The organism is Amycolatopsis sp. 505 (assembly GCF_031625235.1).
Classification (GTDB): Bacteria; Actinomycetota; Actinomycetes; order Mycobacteriales; family Pseudonocardiaceae; genus Amycolatopsis.
On sequence record NZ_JACKQP010000001.1, the window covers coordinates 32,732 to 51,122 of the forward strand.

An 18,391-nucleotide genomic window follows, 5' to 3' on the forward strand; every position below is an offset into this window, starting at 1 on the left:
CTACCCTCGGGGGCGTTCGATCACCGTGCGTTTCCGCACCCGATGCCGGTCCCGGGGAATCCCCGGATCCGCATCCGTCGTCGATCCGCCGAATCCGCACCGCCTGGCAAGCGGGGTAACGCGGAACGACTTGGGCGGGTTTCCGGTTTCGGCGGTGCCGAATTCCGTGTCCTCCGTTTGGAGGACGCAAACCCCTGTGGTGGAGGCGCTCCAGCTGTGTTCCGCACGGCCGAAGAGCTCATCTCGCGTATCGGGGGGCAACTACGCCGGTTCGCGATCAGAAGCGAGCGGCAGTCCGCTGATCCACCTGGAGGCGTGGATCGGTCAGGAAGGACATGTGTGAGCAACACCGATCTTTTGAGCGACGTGAGCGGCACGGCCGAGACGAACGGCACCGCCCCCGCTCCCAAGCGGACGGTCGGCGGGCTGACCGGTAAGACCGTCGCCGAACTGCGTTCGCTGGCTGGGGAGCTCGGCGTCGGCGAGACGACGGGCATGCGCAAGGGCGATCTGATCGCCGCGATCCGTGAGCGCCAGGGCAAGTCCCGCAAGCCGCGTGCGGCGGCCGAGACCTTGCCGCTGGAAGGTGTCGGCGAGCCGGCGAAGGCGGCCCCCAAGGCCGAGCCGAAGGCCGAGGCGCCCGCCACTGTGGTGGAGACCAAGCCGGAGCCGAAGGCCGAGGCGCCCGCGTCCGCGCCGTCGGACGCGCAGCCGCAGGCCGAGCGCCCGCAGCAGGACGGCCAGCAGGGCCAGGACGGCCAGCCCGAGGAGGGCGGCCGCAGCCGGCGTCGCCGCGGTTCCAACCGCGCCGCCGGGGCCCCGGACGGCCAGCAGGGCGGCGACCGCCAGCAGGGCCAGGGCGACCGCCAGCAGGGCGGCGACCGTCAGCAGGGCGACCGCAACCGCGACCAGCAGCGCCAGGGCGGTGGCAACCGCGGCGACAACCGGGGTGACAACCGCCAGGACGGCAACCGCGGCGACCGCCAGCGCAACAACCAGCAGGACGGCAACCGCGGCGACGGTAACCGCGGTGACAACCGCAACCAGCAGCCGGACGACGACGAGGAAGGCGGCCGTCGCGGCCGTCGCTTCCGCGACCGCCGTCGCCGGGGCAGCGGGGGCGGCCGGGGCGAAGGCGGCTCGCCGGACACCGAGATCCGCGAGGACGACGTCCTGCTGCCCGTCGCGGGCATCCTGGACGTGCTGGACAACTACGCGTTCGTCCGCACCTCCGGCTACCTCGCCGGCCCGAACGACGTCTACGTCTCGCTGTCGCTGGTCCGCAAGTACGGCCTGCGCCGCGGCGACGCCATCACCGGTGTCGTCCGCCAGCCGCGGGACGGCGAGCAGCAGCGGCAGAAGTTCAACCCGCTGGTGCGCGTCGACTCGATCAACGGCCTGGAGCCGGACGAGGCCAAGCGGCGTCCCGACTTCACCAAGCTGACCCCGCTGTACCCGAACGAGCGGCTGCGCCTCGAGACCGAGTCGCACAAGCTCACCACCCGCGTGATCGACCTGATCATGCCGGTCGGCAAGGGGCAGCGCGCCCTGATCGTGTCGCCGCCGAAGGCCGGCAAGACCACGATCATGCAGGACATCGCGAACGCGATCTCCACGAACAACCCCGAGTGCCACCTGATGGTCGTCCTGGTCGACGAGCGTCCGGAAGAGGTCACCGACATGCAGCGCTCGGTGAAGGGCGAGGTCATCGCCTCGACCTTCGACCGGCCGCCGTCCGACCACACGTCGGTCGCGGAGCTGTCGATCGAGCGGGCCAAGCGCCTGGTCGAGATGGGCCACGACGTCGTCGTGCTGCTCGACTCGATCACCCGCCTCGGCCGCGCGTACAACCTGGCGGCGCCGGCGTCCGGCCGGATCCTGTCCGGTGGTGTCGACTCGACCGCGCTGTACCCGCCGAAGCGCTTCCTGGGTGCGGCCCGCAACATCGAGAACGGCGGCTCGCTGACCATCTTCGCCACGGCGATGGTCGAGACCGGCTCGACGATGGACACGGTCATCTTCGAGGAGTTCAAGGGCACGGGTAACGCCGAGCTCAAGCTCGACCGGAAGATCGCCGAGCGTCGCGTGTTCCCGGCGGTCGACGTCAACCCGTCCGGTACCCGCAAGGACGAGCTGCTGCTCTCGCCGGACGAGCTCGCGGTCACCGTGAAGCTGAGCCGGGTGCTGCACGCGCTCGACTCGCAGCAGGCCATCGACCTGCTGATCTCGCGGCTGCGGAAGACGAAGACCAACGTCGAGTTCCTCATGCAGGTCTCGAAGACCGCCCTCGGCGGCGGCGAAGACGACTGAGTCCCGTCTGAAAGGGGGCCTTCCCGGGTGACCGGGGAGGCCCCTTCCGCGTCGGGAATAGCTGGTCAGCGGGGTGCGTTCCAGTACACGTCTGCCCGTCTGGCAGAATCACCCGCTGAAGTCCGGCGCCGGTTCACCCCGCGAGAACGACTGGGGACCCGGAGCCAACGAGAGAGGACACCATGAAGAGCGGTATTCACCCCGAGTACGTGGTCACGAACGTGAACTGCGACTGCGGCAACAGCTTCACCACGCGCAGCACCAAGACCAGCGGCAACATCCACGTCGAGATCTGCTCGAACTGCCACCCGTTCTACACGGGCAAGCAGAAGATCATGGACACCGGTGGCCGGGTCGCGCGCTTCGAGGCTCGCTACGGCAAGCGCCAGAAGAAGGCCGACGCCAAGTAGCTTTTCCGACGACGCCCACTCGCCCGCGCGAGTGGGCGTCGTTTTTTGTCTTGTTCCCCGGGCTGAGAGGTGGCAGAGGTGGATTCGAGCTCGCTCAAGGGGCTGCTCGCCGAGCACGCGGAGCTGGAGCGGCAGCTGGCGGACCCGGCGGTGCACGCCGACCAGGGGCGCGCCCGCAAGCTCGGCCGCCGCTACGCCGAGCTGACGCCGGTGGTGCGGGCCGTCCACGAGCTCGACACGGCCCGGGACGACCTCGCGGCCGCGCGGGAGATGGCCGCGGAGGACGCGGAGTTCGCCGCCGAAGCCGAGGAGCTGTCGGCGAAGATCCCCGACCTGGAGTCGAAGCTCACCGAGCTCCTGCTGCCGCGCGATCCGTACGACGGCTCCGACGTCGTGATGGAGATCAAGTCCGGCGAGGGCGGCGAGGAGTCGGCCCTGTTCGCGGGCGACCTGCTGCGGATGTACCTGCGCTACGCCGAGCGCCACGGCTGGAAGGCGGAGGTCCTCGACTCGGTGGACTCCGACCTGGGCGGCTTCAAGGACGTCACGCTGTCGATCAAGACGAAGTCGGCCGAGGTCGACGGGGTGTGGTCGCGCTTGAAGTTCGAGGGCGGCGTCCACCGCGTCCAGCGTGTGCCGGCGACCGAGTCCCAGGGCCGGATCCACACGTCGGCGTCCGGCGTGCTCATCTACCCGGAGCCGGAGGAGGTCGAGGTCGAGATCGACCCGAACGACCTGCGCATCGACGTGTTCCGGTCCTCGGGCCCGGGCGGCCAGAGCGTCAACACGACCGACTCGGCGGTCCGGATCACCCACCTGCCGACCGGCATCGTGGTGTCCTGCCAGAACGAGAAGTCCCAGATCCAGAACCGCGCCCGCGCCCTGCAGGTCCTCCAGGCCCGGTTGCAGGCGATCGCGGAGGAGGAGGCGGCGGCGAAGGCGTCGGACGCCCGCAAGTCCCAGGTCCGCACGGTCGACCGCTCGGAGCGCATCCGGACGTACAACTTCCCGGAGAACCGCATCTCGGACCACCGGGTGAACTACAAGGCCTACAACCTGGACCAGGTCCTGGACGGCGATCTGGACGGCGTGCTGGACGCCCTGGCAACGGCGGACCGCGAAGAACGCCTGGCGGCTCAGTCCGGCTGACGCCGTGTCGACCTCCTGATCACGCGTGTCGGCTTCCCGATCACGCGTGTCGACCCTTCACGCACAAGTCCCGGCTTCCGGTTCGTGCTTGGAGGGTCGACACGCGTGATTGAAGGGTCGACACGGCGTCACCCGGGTTGGGTGCCCGGCTGCCGGGCGACCAGCCAGCAGAGGCAGAAGGGGTGCCCGGCCGGGTCGGCGTACACCTGGAAGTCGTCGCCGGTCGTGTTGCCCGCCGCGGGCTTCAGCACCCTCGCGCCGAGGGCCGTCACCTGCTCGTGGGCTTCGGCGAAGTCCTCGACCCACAGGTCGAGGTGGATCTGCTGCTTGACCGGGCCGTCGGGCCACTCCGGCGGCACGTGGTCCGGCGTGAGCTGCACGCCGATCCGCGGGGCGCCGTCCACCAGCACCATGTGCCAGTCGCCGTCGTCGTCGACCTCGCCGCCGAGGACGCCGGCCCAGAAGCGGCTCTCGGCCGCCAGGTCGGCCGCGTCGAACGTGACGACCTGGTGCATGATCCGCATCGCGGGACCTTTCAGCCGGACCAGAAACCCGTGATGAAGCGCAGGTAGATCATCCCGCAGACCAGCGCGTTCGCGTAGAGCACGACGTGGACCGCGCCGCGCAGCCGCGGGCGGCGCTCGCCGAACAGCACCAGCGCCACGTACATCACCAGGCACGGCAGCAGGTACCGGTGCACCGACACCACGTTGTTGTTCATCGTCAGCATCACGATCGACGCGAACCCGAACAGCGCCAGCGGGATGCCCTTCGCGCGCAGCGCCACCAGGACGTACACCGAGGACGCGAACAGCAGCGTCAGGCCGATCATCGGCAGCACGTGGCTCATCAGCGTCCACGCGTCCATCTTGGTGTCGCCGAGCAGCGCGTGGCCGGTGATCTTGGCTTCGCGCCAGATCGTCTCGAGGATGTTCGGGTTGAACTTGTGGTACGACCACTCCCGCACGCCCTTGAGCGCGTTGAAGCTGCCGAAGAAGTCCCCGGTCTGGATCTTCATGACGACCATCACGCCGGCCAGGCCGACGAACGCCAGCGGGAACCACAGCAGGTTCCACGACAGCAGGCCGCGCACCTTCCAGTCCTTCGACCGCCAGAACTCCAGGAAGCACAGGCCGACGAACACCGCCGCCGTGATGCGGGACGCCGTCAGTGGGATGAGCGTCAGGCCCATCCAGAGCCATTGACGGCGCAGCGCGAACAGGTAGGCCCAGAAGCCCAGCGCGCAGAACACCGCTTCGCTGTAGAACGAGTGCAGGAAGAACGCGGCGGGCGCGGTGAGGAACGCCGCGACGACCAGCCACGGGGCCCGCTCGCCGTCGAAGAAGTGACGGCCGATCTTGAGCAGCGCGACCGCCGCCAGCCAGGTGGCCACCAGGTTCACCAGGAACCCGGCGGTGAGCAGGCCGATCGTGCCGAAGCTGACCGTCTGCACCAGCCAGACCAGTACCGGGAACACCGGGTAGAACGCCCGCGTCGGGGCGTAGCTGCCGGTGTAGGCGTGCATGGCGATCTCGCCGTAGTTGCCGGCGTCCCAGCGGTAGGTGTGCGCGAGCAGGCTCATCGTCGAGCCGATGCCGGTCTTCGGGATGCCCTCGTCGGTCGGGCTGGACGGCGCGAACAAGTACGCCAGCGCGATCAGCACCACGTTCCAGGCCAGCACCACGGCGAAGACGCGCGCGTAATCGCCGTTCAACCAGGCCCAGCGGCTCGCGCGGGCCGGCTCCGGCCGCTCCGGCTCGACCTGGTCGGTGACCCGGGACTCCACGGCCGTGCTAGTCATGCGTAACCTCCGCGACCGGCGCCCCGGCCGCGGGCGCGGGCCGGTGCCGGAAGACGACCTTGTGGTAGAGCACGTAGTTCCAGACCAGGCCGACCACGATCCCGGCGCCCTTCGGGATCAGCACGTTCACGCCGGGGAACGCGCTGGTGACCGCGAAGATGATGGCCGCCTGCACGACCCACAGGCCGAACGCGGTGACGCCGAAGAACAGCAGGGCCTGGCGCCGGACGTCGCCGTCCTTGGCGCGGAACGTGAAGTTCCGGTTGAGCGTGAAACTGAGCAGCATGCCCGTGGTCGTCGAGATGAAGTTGGCGACGAACAGCGGGACGCCCAGCGTCACCAGTAGCGCGTAGCCGAGGGCGTCGACGAGGGTGTTCGCCACGCCGACGATCCCGAAGCGCAGCTGGGTCGCCGAGATCAGCTTCACCGGGCGCCTCTTCCCGCGTCGGCGCCTTCCCGGGCCTCGGCCGGCACCGCCGGGCCCGTGCGCACCGACGCGACGCCGTAGAGCGGCCGGTTCTGCACCTGGGAGTACGTGCGGCCGATGTAGCTGCCGAGCACGCCGAGCATGATGATCTGGATCCCGCCGAGGAAGAACATCGCGATCCCGAGGAACGCCCAGCCGGGCACCGCGGTCTCCGGCGCGAACAGCTTGACGCCGCCGACGTAGAGGATGCCGACGAAGCTCAGGAACGAGATCAGGTAGCCCATCCGCGTGATCATCCGCAGCGGCGTCACCGAGAAGCCGAGGATGCCGTCGGCGGCGAAGCGCAGCATCTTGCGCAGCGGGTAGCCGGTGACGCCGGCGTGCCGCTTGTCGCGGTCGAACAGCACCGCCGTCTGCTTGAAGCCGATGTAGCTGACCAGCCCGCGCAGGAAGCGGTCGCGCTCGCGGTACTTGCGCAGCTCGTCGACGACCTTGCGGTCGATCAGCCGGAAGTCGCCGGTGTTCTTCGGGATGTCGACCGCGGCCATCTTCCGCAGGAACCAGTAGAACCCGCCGGCGGTGAGCTTCTTGAACGCCGAGTCCTGGCGCGAGCGGCGCTGCGCGTAGACGACGTCGAAGCCTTCTTCCCACTTCTCGATCAGCTCGAGCGCCACCCGCGGCGGGTCCTGCATGTCGCTGTCCATGATCACGACGGCGTCCGCGTCGACCAGGTCCAGCCCGGCGGTGACGGCCATCTGGTGGCCGAAGTTGCGGGACAGCTCGACGACCGTGACCCGCTCGTCGCGGGCGCTGAGCTCGGTGAGCTTGGCCAGCGAACCGTCCCGGCTGCCGTCGTCGACGTAGAGGAAGCTGAAGTCGTACTTGCCGGCGAGGGGGGCGGTCACCTCGTCCACCGTCCGGTGCAGCAGGTCGATGTTCTCTTCCTCGTTGTAGATCGGGAAGATGAACGCCACCCGGCGGGTGATCGGCTCTGTGGGCACTGCGGGGCTCCCCGGAGTTTCGGTGCGGAACGGTTCGGGCGGCGCCGTCGAGCAGGCGAATCCCCGACCCGGTGCCCTGCATCCTAGAAGATCGGGCCCGCCGCGATCCCGGCACCCGGCCGGGTGGGTAGTTGTCGGCCCCGCCGCGCGGGTGCCTCGATACGCTGGACGGCGAAGGACCGGCGCGTGTCCTCACGGGGGAGTTCCGCCTGGTGTGCCAGGCTCGACGAGGTGAAGGACGACGAGTGAATCGGCAGCCGCTGCGCCTGGCCATCATCGAGGCCACCCGGATCCTCGAGCGCGCGGGCGTCGCCTCGCCGCGGTTCGACGCCGAGGTGATCGCCGCGCACGTGCTCGGGGTCGAACGCGGCCGGCTGCCGATGGTGCCGCTGGTCGACCCGCCGGTCATCGAGGCCATCGGCCAGCTCGTCCAGCAGCGCGCCAAGCGCATCCCGCTGCAGTACCTCACCGGCTGGGCCGCGCTCGGCGACATCACGGTCGCGGTCGGTGCGGGCGTGTTCGTCCCGCGGCCGGAGACCGAGCTGCTGCTCGAGTGGGGCGTCAAGTTCCTGCAGGGCCGCGAGTTCCCGGTGGTGGTCGACCTGTGCACGGGCTCCGGAGCGCTGGCGCTGGCGGTGGCCCACGCCCGCCCGGACGCGGTCGTCTACGCGGTGGACATCGACCCGCAGGCCCTGGCCTGGGCCCGCCACAACGCCGACGTCCACGCCGACGCGGGCAACACGCCCATCCGGCTGTACTCGGGCGACATCGGCGACCCGACGATGTTCGCCGAGCTCGACGGCCTGGTCGACCTGGTGCTCTGCAACCCGCCGTACGTCCCGGAGGGCACTCCGGTGCCGCCCGAGGTCGCGGAGCACGACCCGCCGCGCGCGGTGTTCGCGGAGGAGAGCGGCCTGGCGGTGATCCGCCACGCGATCGCGGCCGGCGCCCGCCTCCTGCGTCCGGGCGGAGGACTGGCGATCGAGCACGACGACACACACGGCTCGGCGGTCCCGGCCCTGGTCCGCGCCCGCCGCGTCCTGACCGGCGTCGAGGACCACGCGGACCTGACCGGGCGCGCCCGGTTCGTCACCGCGCGCCGCCTGGGCTGAGCGGCTTCGTCGCCGACCTGCGACGGGCCCCTGGTCAAGGCAGATTTCTGCTGGTCGATGCGGACCTGGGGTTCCGGGGCCGGCTGCCGAGCCGCGGGCGGCTGCGCCGGGTCACCGGCTTCATCGCCGACCGGCGCCGGCTGCCGGCGCGTTCTTTCACCCGGGGCCCACTCCGCCGAGGCGGATCGCCGCGCCCCTCTCCCGACCTGCGGGCGGAAGGGTAAGCGCGTGCTCACCAGCCCGGCCGCCGCGGGGGCGCCCCCCCGTCTTCCACGCTACCGGCGGCCACCGACAGTTCCGGGCAGTCCGGAGGGGGTGCGGACCAAGTTGTCCACAACCCCTCCGGACCACTCACTCAGAAGCCGAACGCCGTGCAACTGGCCGTCGCGGTCTTCGACGGGTCGCTGACCGACGTCGCCGTCAGCTTCACCCTCGCCGCGAGGTCGCCGCCCTGGCCGCGCTTCGCGTACGCCGGGACCTTCACGTGCCCGCCGAACTTCGCCGTCGCCAGCTCGTTCGGCAGCCTGACCTCCCAGCCCTTCGCGTCCGTCGAGACGCTCAGCCGGTAGGTGTCGGTGTCGTACGGGGCCTTCGCGCCGCGCGCCGCGCCCGTGTTGAGCAGACCGAAGTCGCACGTCGCCAGGCCGCCGCGGGCGATGGCCGGGAGGGCCGGGGTCAAGGCGGCTCCGCGGGCCTGGCTGCCCGAGCCGTCCAGCGACGCCACCGTCACCGTGTACGACAGGATCCCGCGGCGGTCGCGGGCCAGGTCCGTGATGAGGAACCGCAGGCGGTTGGCCTCGTCGGTGTACTCGTACGGGCTCGCCGCCTCGGTGCCCGCCTTGAACAGGGCGTCGTTGAGCTGGCGGTAGTCACCGATGGTGATCTTGACCGGCGTCCCGTCCGGCTTCGTGTAGTCGGTGATGCCGATGTCCTGCGGGTTGGCGTCGATCACCCAGTCGAACGGGGCGTTGTCCTTGTTCTTCGTCTTGGTGATCATGACGCCGGAGTCCGGCGCGAACGAGTCCGCGCCCATCCGGTCGACGACCTCGACCGTGTAGTTGTCGTAGCCGCCGCCGTCGCAGAACGGGTCCTTCGACCGGTCGCACTTCGGTGCCTTGTCCCCGCCGGTGAGCTTGATGTTCAGGCCGGTGAACGCGCCGGGCTGCGCTTCGGTCTCGCGCGCGGTGAGCCGGGCCGAGACCGGGCCGGTCTTCGCGAGCTCGTCGCGGTCGAGCTGGAGCACGTCCGCCGGGTCGACGATGCCGAGCTTCAGCTTGTTGCGCAGCTGGTGCTGGGCGCCCATCGAGCTGCCCTGCGTCGCCGGGATCTGCCAGCGGGTGTGCGGGCCGCCGGGGCCGTTGAACGTGCCGCGCGACAGCATGTCCCACGGCCCGCTGTAGGAGCGTGACGGCGGGTTCCCGAACGGGTTGTTGTAGTTGTCGCCGATGCCCAGGATGTGGCTGAACTCGTGGGCGTAGGTCGACTGGCCCGAGCTTTCGGCCTGCACCGAGCTGCCGTCCTGGGCGTTCGGCCAGATGCTCGCGGCCGATGCCCACGACGTCCACGGCACGTACCGGGTGGCCGCGTAGTTGGGCAGGTCGTGGTTGGGCGGCCCGAAGCTGTCGGGCACGTTCTCCTTGGTGCCGAACTTCATCTCGCCGAACTCCTGCCAGGTCGAGCTCTCGTCCTGGCCGGCGGAGAGGTAGAAGACGAAGTCGAACTGGTTCGCGGTGTCGCCGACGTCGGCGCGCCAGGCGTCCCCGGCGTCCTTGCGGATGTCGCGGGCGCAGTTCGCGCCGGGCGGGCAGGCGCTCGGCTGGAACTCCATGCCGTATTCGTAGGATTTCCCGGGCATCCGGTACGGCCCGAACGCGGTCAGCTGCACGCCGAACCGGCCGCCGGAGTCCTCCATCCAGTATTCGTTGATCGTGTGGCCGTTGTTGAGGGCTTCGGGTTTGTTGAGGAAGTCCTGGTAGTACTGGGCGACCTTCGCCCGCGGGACGTTCGCGGCGGCGGGGCCGGGGTTGCCGAAGATCGTCGAGTTCGCCGGCTTCGTGACGACGAAGTCCTGATCGGGATAGTCGGCGAGGACGACGGCGCCCTTGAAGGTGCGCTGGGTGGGTTTCAGGGTGGGGTCGGCCCAGTTCGTGCCGGGGACCTTGCGGTAGTCGGACCAGGTCATGTGGTCCTGGTTCTCCCACCGGGCGGCATCGATCGGGGCGGGCCAGCCACGGGTGAGCGGCTCGGCCGCGGCGGTCCCGGCACCGAGCCCGCAAAGGACGGCGACGGCGGCGAGCAGGGCGAGCGCTTTCGGGGTTCTGGGGCGCATGTGCGGCTCCTTCACTGGGAACCCACAGGGGTGGTGGTTCCCGAAGATCGACCGTATTGAGCCCCGGTGTCGCGGTTCTGCCTCGCGGCGAGGTTTACCCGCTTGCCCCACGACGAAAGTCTGGCCGGATTGTCAGGCCGGCTCGGGTGCCGCGAATGACTCATTCGGGACGTGGGAGGTCCCGAATGAGTCATTCGCGACCTTCGGCTGGCCGGCCTCGCCGGGTGTTGTGGACAACTGCGGCCGGGTGCGCCGGGAGCGCCGGGAACTGTCGGTGTGGGCCGGTAGCGTGGAAAACGGGGGGCGCCCCCGCGGCCTGGGGCTGCGATGCCCGCCGGGCCTGGGGCTGCGATGCCCGCCGGGCCTGGGGCTGCGATGCCCGCCGGGCCTGGGGCTGCGATGCCCGCCGGGCCTGGGGCTGCGGTGCCCGCCGGGCCTGGGGCTGCGGTGCCCGCCGGGCCTGGGGCTGCGGTGCCCGCCGGGCCTGGGGCTGCGATGCCCGCCGGGCCTGGGGCTGCGGTGCCCGCCGGGCCTGGGGTTGCGATGCCCGCCGGGCCCGGGCTCCAATGCCCGCCCGGCCCGGGGCCGCGATGCCCCCCGGCCCCGAAGCCGCAATACCCGCCGGACCCGGAGCCGCAATGCCCGCCCGCCCCGGGCCCCAACACCCACCGAGCCGCTGCCCGCCCACCCGGTGTGACGCGGCGAACGTCCCCCAAGGGCGCCGGACTACTCTTGGCGCCCATGAGCGTGGTCTACGACTGCAGCAAGCGGGAGACCCGGGCCGATGGGCTGGCCGCCGCCGCCGGGGCGGTGCGGTCGAGCCGGCTCGTCGTGCTGCCGACCGATACCGTCTACGGGATCGGGGCCGATGCCTTCGACGCCGGCGCCGTTCAAGCGCTGCTGCGGGCCAAGAACCGCGGCCCGGACATGCCCGTCGGGGTGCTCGTCGGGTCCTGGTCCACTGTGGACGGGCTGGTGCTCGGGGTGCCGCCGCAGGCGCGGGCGCTCATCGAAGCCTTCTGGCCCGGCGATCTCTCCATCGTGCTGCCGCACGCGCCGAGCCTGCAGTGGAACCTCGGCGACGCCCGCGGCACCGTCATGCTGCGGATGCCGCTGCACCCCGTGGCCCTCGAACTGCTGCGGGACGTCGGCCCGATGGCCGTCTCGAGCGCGAACGTCTCCGGGCGTCCTCCGGCCAGCACCGCGCAGGAGGCGCAGGAACAGCTCGGCGACTCGGTCGCGGTGTACCTCGACGGCGGCTCGAGCGGTGAGCCCGTCGCGTCGAGCATCGTGGACCTGACCGGCACCGAACCGGTCGTGCTGCGCGAGGGCTCGGTGAGCAAGGACGCCATCGCGGAGGTGCTCGGTGTGCCCGCGGAATCGTTGGCCTGAAGCCGGATCACGGCGGAAACCGCGACACGATAGCGTGTCGCGGGTGACCCCGACCCCGCGAGCGTGACGTCCCCGTGCCGCCCACATCCGGTCTCCTCCCCATCCGGGAATACCTCCTCGTCGCGCTGACCGCGACGGCCGTGACCTACCTGCTCACCGGCGTCGTGCGCCGGGTCGCGATCCGGGTCGGCGCGATCGCCAACCCGCGCGCCCGCGACGTGCACGTCGCCCCGATCCCGCGGATGGGCGGGGTCGGCATCTACCTCGGCGTCGCCGGCGCGATGGGCCTGGCCCACCAGCTGCCCGCGCTGTCGCACGGCTTCGACGCCTCCTTCGACTCGGTCGGCGTGCTGCTCGCCGCCGGCGTGATCTCGCTGATCGGCGCGCTCGACGACCGGTTCGAACTGGACGCCTGGACGAAGCTGGCCGGCCAGGTCATGTGCGCCGGAATCCTGGTCATCTTCGGCGTGCAGTGGGTGTCGTTCTGGGTGCCGTGGGGCGGCACCGGCGGCTCGTTCGGCTCGGTGCTGGTGCTCGACAAGAACCAGGGTGCGCTGCTCACCGTCGTGATGGTCGTCGTCATGGTCAACGCGATGAACTTCGTCGACGGCCTCGACGGGCTGGCCGGCGGCCTCGGCTTCATCGCCGCCGCCGCCACCTGCGCCTTCTCGCTCGGCCTGCTCGACAGCTCCGGCGGTGACGTCGGCACCTACCCGCCCGCGCTGATCGCCGCCACCCTCGCCGGCGCGTGTCTGGGCTTCCTGCCGTACAACTTCCAGCCCGCCAAGATATTCATGGGCGACTCCGGCTCGATGATGATCGGCCTGATGCTCGCCGGCGCGACGACGTCGGCGTCCGGGCGCGTGCCGTACCCGCAGTTCAGCGGCAAGGACGCGATCGCGCTGCTCTCGCCGCTGGTGGTCGTGGCGGCGGTGCTGTTCGTGCCGATGCTCGACCTGATCATGGCGGTCGTCCGGCGCACCCGCCGCGGCGAAAGCCCGTTCGCCGCCGACAAGATGCACCTGCACCACCGCCTGCTCGAGATCGGCCACTCCCAGCGGCGGGCGGTCCTGCTCATCTACTTGTGGGCCGGGATCCTCGCCTTCGGCGCGGTGTCGGTGACGCTGTTCGACGACGCCGCGGCGCTGTGGATCATCGGGATCGGGCTGGTCTTCGCGGTGGTCGTCTCGATCGTCCCGCGGCTGCGCTCGCGCAACCAGCCGGGCACCTGACCGGCCGGGGTCTCTACACTCGGGTGGTAACCGAGCAGGGAGCAGGGTGTGAGCGAAGCCGAAACGCACGAGCAGGAGAACCCGCACGCCAAGGTGGTGCTGCAGGCGGCCCGCGCGATGACGAAGGCCTCGCTGCTGGTGACGCCGCCCGCGGTGCTGGTGTGCATCGCGTTGTTCAGCATCCTCAACGGCCTGCCCGGCTTCCTGGGCTCGCTCGTCGGCGGCGTGCTCGCGATGCTGGCGTCGCTGTCCACGCTGGGCATGATGAAGTTCAGCGCGGGCCAGGACCCGATGTTCGTCATGGTCATCGCGCTCGGCGGGTACGTCGTGAAGGTCGTCCTGCTCTTCGGGGCGCTGACGCTGCTGAAGGGCGTCACCGCGCTGCACCCGATGTCGCTCGGCATCACGATGATCGTGGCCATCATGCTCGCCGCCGCGGCCGAGTTCGCCGCCTTCCGCAAGACCAAGATCCCGACGATCATCCCGTCCTGACCGGTTCGGGCTCGTCACTCTTCGTGCATCCACATGCGGCCGCTTGAGTGTGACCGGGACCACAAAAGTGCGCTTCCGTGCGCTGCTGCGGACGGTGACCGGGACCCCTCGCCTGCGACGTTCCGGACCCGGTCCCGCCGCGCGCCGGACCTGGGTCCCGGGACGACCCGGGACCTAAGTCCTGGGCTGATCGGTTGGTTAGGAGTACGCCTGTCCGGCACGGATTGACCTGCTGGTATGGTCCGCGTCAAGGGTGGCGGCCTCGACCGCGCACTCCCTCAGACGAACCGCGATCAGCAGTGTGGCGACCGTGTAGTTCCGCCGTCCGGCCGCTGGTCCGAAGTAGACCGCAGGGCAGTGTTCACGCGAGACAACCCCGTGTGCAGAACGTGAAGCCGTGTTCATCGCACAGTGGGGCAGCCGCCTCCGACGTCCCGATACGTATCGGGTACGTTAAGTCCAGATCGTGACGATTCCCCCGGCGGAGTGAACGCCGGCCGGGAGAACCGGAAGGAGCCCAGTGGGCGCGCTGGTATTGGCCGAGGGTGCGACGTTCGCGCCGCCCGGCGCCGAAAGCTTCGAGTTGCCGGCGTTGTTCGGCGGAGTCACCAAGCCGATGCTGCTCGTCGTGCTTTCGGTTGTCATCATCGCGACGTACTTCCTGCTGGCGACCCGCAAGCTGCAGGTCGTGCCGGGCAAGGGGCAGTTCGTCGCGGAGTCGATCTACGACTTCAGCCGCAACAACATCGCGCGCGAGCAGATCGGTTCGAAGGATTTCAAGCCGTTCGTGCCGCTTGTTTTCGCACTGTTCACCTTCGTTTTGGTGAACAACCTCTACGGGATCATCCCGCTTCTGCAGTTCCCGACCATGGCGCGGTTCGGCTTCCCGGTCGCCCTGTCGGTCCTCGTCGTCTACCCGGTGTACCACTTCGTCGGGTTCAAGCGGCACGGTTTCAAGGGGTACTTCAAGAAGGAACTCGCGCCGCCGGGCGTGCCGGGACCGGTGCTGCCGCTGTTCGCGCTGATCGAGTTCGCGGAGAAGTTCTTCCTCAACCCGCTCACGCTCGCCATCCGTGTTTTCGCCGCCATGTTCGCGGGTCACCTGATCCTGGCGGTGTTCACCCTGGGCGGCACCTTCCTGCTGACCGAGACCTCGGGCTGGGCGCTGAAGCCGGTTTCCCTGGTGGCGTGGATCTTCGCCATCGGGATGACGTTCCTCGAGGCCTTCATCCAGGTGCTGCAGGCCTACATCTTCGCCCTGCTGTCGGCCGGGTACATCGGCGCCGCGCTGGCGTCGGAGCACTGAGAACACAAGCCCCCGATCCACGCGAGCGCGTGGACCGAAGTGAAGGGAAATGCACGTGAGCAACATCGTTCTGGCCCAGGCCGCGGAAGCCGCCGCCAACATCAACCCCGGCCTCGCCGCGATCGGCTACGGCCTGGGCGCGATCGGCCCGGGCATCGGTGTGGGTCTGATCTTCGCCGCCGTCATCAACGGCACCGCCCGCCAGCCGGAGGCGCAGGGCAAGCTGCAGGGCATCGGCTTCTCGACCTTCGTTCTGACCGAGGTGCTCGCCCTGATCGGCATCGTCATCTACTTCATCGCCTCCGCAGGCTGAGTCACGCTCATCTCGCTTAAGGAGACGCCGTGCTGAACAGTGCCTTGGTCCTCGCCGCAGAGGGCGAAACGCACAACCCGATCATCCCCGACATCTCGGAGCTGATCCTCGGCATCGTCGCCTTCCTGATCCTGCTGTTCATCCTCAAGAAGTACGTCGTCCCTCGCTTCGAGGCCGCGTACGAAGAGCGTGCGCAGAAGATCGAGGGAGGCATCGAGAAGGCCGAGCGGGCCCAGGCCGAGGCCGAAGAGGCGCTGGCCAAGTACAAGGCCCAGCTGCAGGAGGCCCGCACCGAAGCCGCGAAGATCCGCGACGACGCCCGGCTCGAAGCCGAGCAGATCAAGGCGGAGCTGCGGGCCGAGGCGGAGGCCGAGTCCCAGCGCATCGTCGCCCAGGGCCAGGCCCAGCTGCAGGCCCAGAAGGCGCAGATCATCGCGGAGCTGCGGGCCGACATGGGCCGCAACGCCGTCGAGCTGGCCAGCCGGATCGTCGGCGAGTCGCTCGAGGACGAGGCGCGCCGCCGCGGCACCGTCGACCGGTTCCTGGCGGAGCTGGAGACCGCCGGTGCCTCCAACGGAGCGGGGAAGTAACCAGAAATGACGCTGCATGCTGCGAGCCGTGAAGCGCTCGGCCTCGCCGAGGAACGCCTCGGCGAGGTTCTGGCCGACGCGGGAGCCGACGCGGCCACGGTCGGCGACGAGCTGCTCTCGGTCGTCGACCTGCTGGACCGGGAAATCGGCCTGCGCCGCGCGGTGAGCGACGCTTCCGCGACGGCGGAGTCGCGCACCGGGCTGGTGCGCCGGCTGTTCGACGGCAAGCTGTCCGAACCGGCCCTGAAGGTGCTCGACACCGTGGCGGGCAGCCGCTGGTCCAGCCCCCGCGAGCTGACCGACGGCCTCGAGTCGCTCGGTCGCTCGGCCCTGCTCACCGCGGCGGAGAAGACCGGGAACGTCGACACCGTCGAATCCCAGCTCTTCCAGGTCTCGCGGGTCGTGGCCAACCACCCCGAGCTCGAGAAGGCGCTGTCGGACCTGACCGGTTCCGCCGACGCGAAGCGCACCCTGGTGCGCGGGCTGTTCGCCGACAAGGTGGACGTGGTCACCGAGACCCTCGTCGAGCAGGTCGTGCGCCGGGCCAAGGGCCGCGGCGTCGGCATCGGGCTCGACAAGCTGGTGAAGCTGGCCGCGGAGCGGCGCGAGCGCTCGGTGGCCTACGTGACCAGCGCGAACGCCCTGTCGGACGAGCAGACCGCCCAGCTGGGCGCGAAGCTCGACGCCCTCTACGGGCGGCCGATCGCGCTGCACGTCGAGATCGACCCCCGGCTCGGCGGCGGCCTCGTCGTCCGCGTCGGCGACGAGGTCATCGACGGGAGTGCGGCGGGACAGCTCGCGGCGTTGCGCAGGCGGCTGGCCCGGGCATAGCCCCAGGTCACACAAGACTTTGCATACTGGCAAGAACGAAGCGAGAGCGGGAAAGACATGGCCGAGCTGACGATCTCCTCGGATGAGATCCGTAGCGCGATCGAGAACTACGTCTCGAGTTACGCCCCGGACGTGAGCCGGGAAGAAGTTGGCACCGTGGTGGACGCCGGTGACGGCATCGCCCACGTCGAGGGGCTGCCCTCGGCCATGGCCAACGAGCTGCTCGAGTTCCCCGGCGGCGTCCTGGGCGTCGCCCTGAACCTGGACGCGCGCTCCATCGGTGCCGCGATCCTCGGTGACTTCGAAAGCATCGAAGAGGGCCAGCAGGTCAAGCGCACCGGTCAGGTCCTGTCGGTGCCGGTCGGCGACGGCTACCTCGGCCGCGTCGTCAACCCGCTGGGCCAGGCGATCGACGGCCTCGGCGACATCGAGACCACCGACCGCCGCGCCCTGGAGCTGAAGGCCGCGTCGGTGGTCGAGCGCCAGCCGGTGTCGGAGCCGCTGCAGACCGGCATCACCGCCATCGACGCGATGACGCCGATCGGCCGCGGCCAGCGCCAGCTGATCATCGGTGACCGCAAGACGGGCAAGACCGCCGTCGCCGTGGACACGATCATCAACCAGAAGGCCAACTGGGAGACCGGCGACCCGAAGAAGCAGGTCCGCTGCATCTACGTCGCGGTCGGCCAGAAGGGCTCCACGATCGCCGCCGTGAAGAAGTCCCTCGAGGACGCCGGCGCGCTGGAGTACACCACCATCGTCGCGGCCCCCGCGTCCGACTCGGCCGGCTTCAAGTGGATCGCGCCGTACACCGGCTCGGCCATCGGCCAGCACTGGATGTACGAGGGCAAGCACGTCCTGATCGTGTTCGACGACCTGACCAAGCAGGCCGACGCCTACCGCGCGATCTCGCTGCTGCTGCGCCGCCCGCCGGGCCGCGAGGCGTTCCCCGGCGACGTCTTCTACTTGCACTCCCGCCTGCTCGAGCGCTGCGCGAAGCTGTCGGACGAGCTGGGCGCCGGCTCGCTGACCGGTCTCCCGATCATCGAGACCAAGGCGAACGACGTGTCGGCCTACATCCCGACCAACGTCATCTCGATCACCGACGGCCAGTGCTTCTTCCAGTCGGACCTGTTCAACGCCGGCCAGCGCCCGGCCATCGACGTGGGTATCTCGGTGTCCCGCGTGGGTGGTGCCGCCCAGGTCAAGGCGATGAAGTCGGTCTCCGGCTCGCTCCGGATCGACCTGTCGCAGTACCGCGAGCTGGAGGCCTTCGCGGCCTTCGCCTCCGACCTCGACGACGCGTCGAAGGCGCAGCTCGAGCGCGGTGCCCGCCTGTACGAGGTGCTCAAGCAGCCGCAGTACTCGCCGATCCCGGTCGAGGAGCAGGTCTGCACGGTGTGGCTGGGCACGAACGGCCACTACGACTCGGTCCCGACCGAGGACGTCCGCCGCTTCAACCACGAGTTCCTCGACTCGGCGCGCCGCAAGCACGACGACATCCTGGGCGCGATCCGCGACTCCGGGAAGTTCGAGGACGAGACGGCCGACAAGCTGGTGGCCGCGGTGAACGAGTTCAAGAAGGAGTTCACCACCTCCGAGGGCAAGCCTCTCGAGGAGAACGCGGACGCCATGGAAGCCGACAAGGTCGGGCAGGAGACCGTCAAGGTCAACAAGCCCGCCCCGAAGAAGTGAG

Annotated in this window: 17 protein-coding genes; 12 read left to right on the forward strand and 5 right to left on the reverse strand. The window is 69.9% G+C overall.

The window, feature by feature from the left end; genetic code table 11:
* Nucleotides 1-339 precede the first annotated feature (339 nt).
* From rho to prfA, 3 genes are all read left to right on the forward strand, one after another.
* A complete protein-coding gene (gene rho, locus H5965_RS00180) occupies nt 340-2,310 on the forward strand; it encodes a transcription termination factor Rho (protein WP_310967028.1) in 1,971 nt (656 codons plus the stop codon).
* A 182-nt stretch (nt 2,311-2,492) separates the two neighbouring features.
* Nucleotides 2,493-2,720, forward strand: a complete 228-nt coding sequence (gene rpmE / locus H5965_RS00185; RefSeq protein ID WP_003102730.1) for a 50S ribosomal protein L31 — start codon at nt 2,493-2,495, stop codon at nt 2,718-2,720.
* Between the two features lie 78 nt (nt 2,721-2,798).
* On the forward strand, nt 2,799-3,869 hold the full coding sequence (gene prfA / locus H5965_RS00190; protein ID WP_310967029.1) for a peptide chain release factor 1: 1,071 nt from the start codon (nt 2,799-2,801) through the stop codon (nt 3,867-3,869).
* Between the two features lie 128 nt (nt 3,870-3,997).
* On the opposite strand, the gene H5965_RS00195 is transcribed toward prfA, so the two are convergent.
* Genes H5965_RS00195 through H5965_RS00210 form a run of 4 tightly spaced genes read right to left on the reverse strand, consistent with a single transcriptional unit; the run spans nt 3,998 to nt 7,098 of the window.
* Complete coding sequence (locus H5965_RS00195) at nt 3,998-4,393, reverse strand: VOC family protein (RefSeq protein ID WP_310967030.1); 396 nt, start codon at nt 4,391-4,393, stop codon at nt 3,998-4,000.
* An 11-nt stretch (nt 4,394-4,404) separates the two neighbouring features.
* Nucleotides 4,405-5,670, reverse strand: a complete 1,266-nt coding sequence (locus H5965_RS00200; RefSeq protein ID WP_310967031.1) for a mannosyltransferase family protein — start codon at nt 5,668-5,670, stop codon at nt 4,405-4,407.
* Entirely contained in the window at nt 5,663-6,097 is a 435-nt protein-coding gene (locus tag H5965_RS00205) for a GtrA family protein (RefSeq protein ID WP_310967032.1), read from the reverse strand. The genes H5965_RS00200 and H5965_RS00205 overlap by 8 nt, the downstream gene beginning before the upstream one ends.
* On the reverse strand, nt 6,094-7,098 hold the full coding sequence (locus H5965_RS00210) for a glycosyltransferase family 2 protein (protein WP_310967033.1): 1,005 nt from the start codon (nt 7,096-7,098) through the stop codon (nt 6,094-6,096). The genes H5965_RS00205 and H5965_RS00210 overlap by 4 nt, the downstream gene beginning before the upstream one ends.
* A gap of 245 nt (nt 7,099-7,343) precedes the next feature.
* On the opposite strand from H5965_RS00210, the gene prmC reads away from it, so the two are divergent.
* Nucleotides 7,344-8,210 (forward strand): peptide chain release factor N(5)-glutamine methyltransferase, encoded by an 867-nt coding sequence (prmC, locus tag H5965_RS00215; protein ID WP_191316922.1) that lies wholly within the window; start codon nt 7,344-7,346, stop codon nt 8,208-8,210.
* Between the two features lie 355 nt (nt 8,211-8,565).
* Here the strand turns inward: prmC and H5965_RS00220 are convergent, their stop codons facing one another.
* Nucleotides 8,566-10,539, reverse strand: coding sequence for a M6 family metalloprotease domain-containing protein (locus tag H5965_RS00220; protein WP_310967034.1), 1,974 nt, complete (start codon nt 10,537-10,539; stop codon nt 8,566-8,568).
* A 741-nt stretch (nt 10,540-11,280) separates the two neighbouring features.
* Here H5965_RS00220 and H5965_RS00225 point away from each other — a divergent pair.
* The 8 genes from H5965_RS00225 to atpA all read left to right on the forward strand — a co-directional run bounded on the left by H5965_RS00225 (nt 11,281) and on the right by atpA (nt 18,390).
* Entirely contained in the window at nt 11,281-11,931 is a 651-nt protein-coding gene (locus tag H5965_RS00225; protein ID WP_310967035.1) for an L-threonylcarbamoyladenylate synthase, read from the forward strand.
* Between the two features lie 74 nt (nt 11,932-12,005).
* Nucleotides 12,006-13,163: an MraY family glycosyltransferase gene (locus tag H5965_RS00230; RefSeq protein ID WP_310967036.1), complete on the forward strand. Its 1,158-nt coding sequence runs from the start codon at nt 12,006-12,008 to the stop codon at nt 13,161-13,163.
* 48 nt (nt 13,164-13,211) lie between these two features.
* Entirely contained in the window at nt 13,212-13,655 is a 444-nt protein-coding gene (locus H5965_RS00235; protein WP_086840678.1) for a hypothetical protein, read from the forward strand.
* Between the two features lie 520 nt (nt 13,656-14,175).
* Nucleotides 14,176-14,961 (forward strand): F0F1 ATP synthase subunit A, encoded by a 786-nt coding sequence (atpB, locus tag H5965_RS00240; RefSeq protein ID WP_310967037.1) that lies wholly within the window; start codon nt 14,176-14,178, stop codon nt 14,959-14,961.
* 55 nt (nt 14,962-15,016) lie between these two features.
* On the forward strand, nt 15,017-15,274 hold the full coding sequence (locus H5965_RS00245; protein ID WP_310968453.1) for an ATP F0F1 synthase subunit C: 258 nt from the start codon (nt 15,017-15,019) through the stop codon (nt 15,272-15,274).
* Between the two features lie 29 nt (nt 15,275-15,303).
* The gene (locus H5965_RS00250) at nt 15,304-15,864 is read left to right on the forward strand and encodes a F0F1 ATP synthase subunit B (RefSeq protein ID WP_310967038.1); all 561 of its coding nucleotides are present in this window, start codon (nt 15,304-15,306) and stop codon (nt 15,862-15,864) included.
* A gap of 6 nt (nt 15,865-15,870) precedes the next feature.
* A complete protein-coding gene (locus H5965_RS00255) occupies nt 15,871-16,695 on the forward strand; it encodes a F0F1 ATP synthase subunit delta (RefSeq protein WP_310967039.1) in 825 nt (274 codons plus the stop codon).
* A gap of 57 nt (nt 16,696-16,752) precedes the next feature.
* Entirely contained in the window at nt 16,753-18,390 is a 1,638-nt protein-coding gene (atpA, locus tag H5965_RS00260; RefSeq protein ID WP_310967040.1) for a F0F1 ATP synthase subunit alpha, read from the forward strand.
* Nucleotide 18,391: the final 1 nt, after the last annotated feature.